The organism is Dietzia sp. SYD-A1 (assembly GCF_015356725.1).
In the GTDB taxonomy this organism is placed as follows: domain Bacteria; phylum Actinomycetota; class Actinomycetes; order Mycobacteriales; family Mycobacteriaceae; genus Dietzia.
On the sequence record NZ_JADDKI010000386.1, the window covers coordinates 1 to 3,355 of the forward strand.

Here is a 3,355-nt window from a genome sequence, read left to right on the forward strand (position 1 = left end):
CACGGGCGGTCCCGGTGCGCCGATCGGCGCCGGGGATCTGGTGCGTGCGGTCCCGACGGCGATCTCCGCGATCCGCGGAGCGTGAATGGCCTCTCACGGCCAAGGTTTGGCAGAATGGACGAAATGGGTCCAATTGTCCCCCAGTCGCCGTGTCGCGTCGAGATAGACCTGGACGCGATCGAGCACAACTCCCGCGTCCTGACGCGGGCCGCCAGCGGTGCGCGCGTCATGGCCGTGGTGAAGGCGGACGCCTACGGCCACGGGGCCGTACCCGTGTCCCTCGCCGCACTGCGCGGTGGGGCGGACGCGTTGGGTGTCACCACGATCGCCGAGGCCGTCCAGCTCCGGATGGCGGGTATCGACGCCGAGATCCTGGCCTGGTTGTTCTCGGTCGGTGACGACGTGGGCGCGGCGCTGGCCGCAGAGGTGGACCTGGCGGTCCCCAGCCCGGGACACCTCGACACGGTGCTCGACGCCGCCCGCCGGACCGGACGCCGCGCCAGGGTGACGCCCAAGATCGACACCGGTCTCGCGCGCTCCGGCATCACCCTCGAGGAGTGGCCGGTCCTGCTCGACCGGCTCGTCGCCGCCTCCGAGGAGGGCCTCGTGGAGGTGACAGGGCTGATGGCGCACTTCGCGCACGCCGACGACCCGGGCCACCCGGTGATCGACCAGCAGGTCGCCAGGCTCCACACGTGCGTGGCGCAGGCTCGCGCCCGGGGGTTGGAGTGCCCGGTGAACCACCACGCCAACTCCGCGGCCACCCTCACCCGCCCGGACGACGGGTTCGAGATGGTCCGCCCCGGGATCGCGCTCTACGGGCTCAACCCCGTCGACGGTCTCGAGGCGGACCTGGTCCCGGCGATGACGTTCTCCGCCGAGGTGCTCATGGTCAAGCGCATCGCCGCCGGTCAGGGAGTGAGCTACGGGCACACATGGCACGCGCCGCACGACACCACCGTGGCTCTCGTGGCGGCGGGGTACGCAGACGGGGTGTGGCGTCTGCTCTCGGGCGGCCTCGACGTGCAGATCAACGGGCGTCGCTACCCCAACGTCGGACGTGTCTGCATGGACCAGTTCGTCGTCGACCTCGGCCCGGACCCGGGCGACACGGTGCGGGCGGGGGACACCGCCGTGCTGTTCGGCGACGGTTCCGACGGCGGACCCACCGCCGCCGAGTGGGCCCGGTCCCTCGGGACCATCCACTACGAGGTCGTCACCGCGGTCCGCGGCCGCGCGGTGCGCCGTCACGTGCTCGGGGCCCGCCACACCTCGGACCGGCGCGAGGAGGGGTCGACATGAGTGGAGAAGACGGCTCGCCCGGGCGCCGGAGGTCGATGCCCAGACTCCGGCTCCCCCGGCGCCCCTCCAGGTCGCCCGCGAGGGAGCCCGTCGAGGTCCGCTCGCCCGAGCTGGTGGGCGGGGAGGCCCGGGACGCCGAGGCCGTCGACGAGCAGATCCGGACCCCCGGAGGGCTCGCCGCGGGGCTGAGCGCGCTCGGCGCGGCGACGATCGGATCCGTCGGCACCCTCCTACCCGGGCGCCGGGCGAGCGACCCGTGGGCCGGAGAGGACATGTGGGAGCTCGGGGTCGACCGGGGTTCGATGGTCGCCGCTTCGGACGGGGTCCCGCTCGCGGTGCGTGAGGCCGGCCCGACTGACGCGCCGATGACCGTGGTGTTCGCCCACGGCTACACGCTGTCGATGGATTCCTGGCACTTCCAGCGTCGACACCTCCAGGACCGGTTCGGATCCGAGGTCCGGTTGGTCTTCTACGATCAGCGTGGTCACGGGCTCAGCGGGAAGAGCTCACGCGAGAACTCGACGATCGCCCAGTTGGCGGCCGACCTCAACTCGGTGATCTCGGCCACCGCCCCGACCGGCCCGATCGTGGCGATCGGGCATTCCATGGGGGGGATGACGGTGCTGGGCTATGCGGCCCGTCACTCCGAGGCGGTCCGCGATCGGGTGCTCGGTGTGGGGTTGGTCGCCACCGCGATGGCGGAACTGTCCGAGTCGGGCCTGGGTGCCGTACTCGACAGCCGGGCCGTCAGCAGGTTCGTGGGCCTGGCCGGCCGCACGCCGGGGGTGTTCACAAGCAGCCGCAAGGCCCTCGGGGCCGTCATCTCCCCGTTCATCTATGGCGGCTCGTTCGGCGACCCGGCCAAGATGAGCCCGACCGTCGCGCGGTTCGTCGACAAGCTCATCGCCTCGACGGACATGCTGACCATCGCGAACTTCTTCGAGACCCTCACCCAGCACGACGAGTCCGCGGCCGTCCCCGTGCTGCGGGACGTACGGACCACGGTGTTGTGCGGAGACCGCGACCTGCTCACCCCCCTGGACCGCTCGGTGGACATCGCCGAGGCGTTGCCGGACGCCGAGTTCGTGGTGGTCCCCGGAGCCGGTCACATGGTGATGCTGGAGGAGCCCGCGCACGTGTCGGAGGTGCTCGGTGACCTGATCGCGGACGCCGTCGTCGAGTGGCGCGCACGCACGCACGGGCCGCCGGGGCGCCGAAGCACGGCGTCGTGACGATCGAGGTACCGGGGGCGCGGACCCTCCCGACCGTGGAGGACACGCGTCAGCTCGGCGTGGAACTCGCGGCACTGCTGGGGGCCGGCGACGTGGTGGTCCTCGACGGGCCCCTCGGTGCAGGCAAGACCGCACTCACCGCCGGGATCGCCGCCGGGCTGGGCGTCCGGGGCCGGGTGACCTCACCGACCTTCGTGATCGCCCGTCGGCACGCCCCCGGAGCCCCGGGCGGCCCCGGGCTGGTCCACGTGGACGCCTACCGCCTGGTGGGGGGTGAGAACCCCGACGGGTCGCAGCCCTCGTCCGGTGATCTGGCCGACCAGTTGGAGTCCCTCGACCTGGATTCCTCGCTCGACCATGACGTGGTGGTGGTGGAGTGGGGGGCCGGGTTCGTGGAGTCCCTGGTCGCGGCGCCACTCGTCGTCACCCTCCAGCGCGGTGCCGAGACGGAGGTGCGCTCGGCCACCTGGCGCCGGGCCGGTCGGGCGCCCGGCCCGGCGGTACCCTGACCACCGTGCTGGTTCTCGCCGTCGACACCTCGACCCCCGCCGTCACGGCAGGGGTCTGCCGCCTCGTCGAGGGGGGTCGCGGCCCGGCCGTGACCCCCCTGGCCACCCGTGTGACCGAGGACGCACGGGCGCACGCCGAGCTGCTCACCCCTCACATCCTGGACTGCCTCGCGGAGGCGGACCTGGCCCCCGAGGACCTCGATGCCGTGGTGGTCGGCGTGGGGCCGGGGCCGTTCACCGGCCTCCGGGTGGGCATGGCGACCGCGGCCGCCTTCGCCGATGCCCTCGGCCGACCGGCGCACGGGGTGTGCT

General features: G+C 73.0%; 4 protein-coding genes. All 4 read left to right on the forward strand.

Going from position 1 to position 3,355, the window contains the following annotated elements; all coding sequences use genetic code 11:
- Window positions 1-114: 114 nt before the first annotated feature.
- Window positions 115-1,302 (forward strand): alanine racemase, encoded by a 1,188-nt coding sequence (alr, locus tag IY392_RS14205; protein ID WP_107755861.1) that lies wholly within the window; start codon window positions 115-117, stop codon window positions 1,300-1,302.
- Window positions 1,299-2,534, forward strand: a complete 1,236-nt coding sequence (locus IY392_RS14210) for an alpha/beta fold hydrolase (protein WP_107755862.1) — start codon at window positions 1,299-1,301, stop codon at window positions 2,532-2,534. The genes alr and IY392_RS14210 overlap by 4 nt, the downstream gene beginning before the upstream one ends.
- On the forward strand, window positions 2,531-3,043 hold the full coding sequence (locus tag IY392_RS14215) for a tRNA (adenosine(37)-N6)-threonylcarbamoyltransferase complex ATPase subunit type 1 TsaE (RefSeq protein WP_194861559.1): 513 nt from the start codon (window positions 2,531-2,533) through the stop codon (window positions 3,041-3,043). The genes IY392_RS14210 and IY392_RS14215 overlap by 4 nt, the downstream gene beginning before the upstream one ends.
- Window positions 3,044-3,048: 5 nt before the next feature.
- Window positions 3,049-3,355, forward strand: a 307-nt coding sequence (gene tsaB, locus IY392_RS14220; RefSeq protein WP_194861560.1) for a tRNA (adenosine(37)-N6)-threonylcarbamoyltransferase complex dimerization subunit type 1 TsaB, incomplete at its 3' end; no start/stop codon positions are given.

Bases quoted from the DNA above. Each gene is read 5' to 3' on its own strand.
- alr (WP_107755861.1), top strand. From the start codon at position 115: ATGGACGAAATGGGTCCAATTGTCCCCCAGTCGCCGTGTCGCGTCGAG.
- IY392_RS14210 (WP_107755862.1), top strand. From the start codon at position 1,299: ATGAGTGGAGAAGACGGCTCGCCCGGGCGCCGGAGGTCGATGCCCAGA.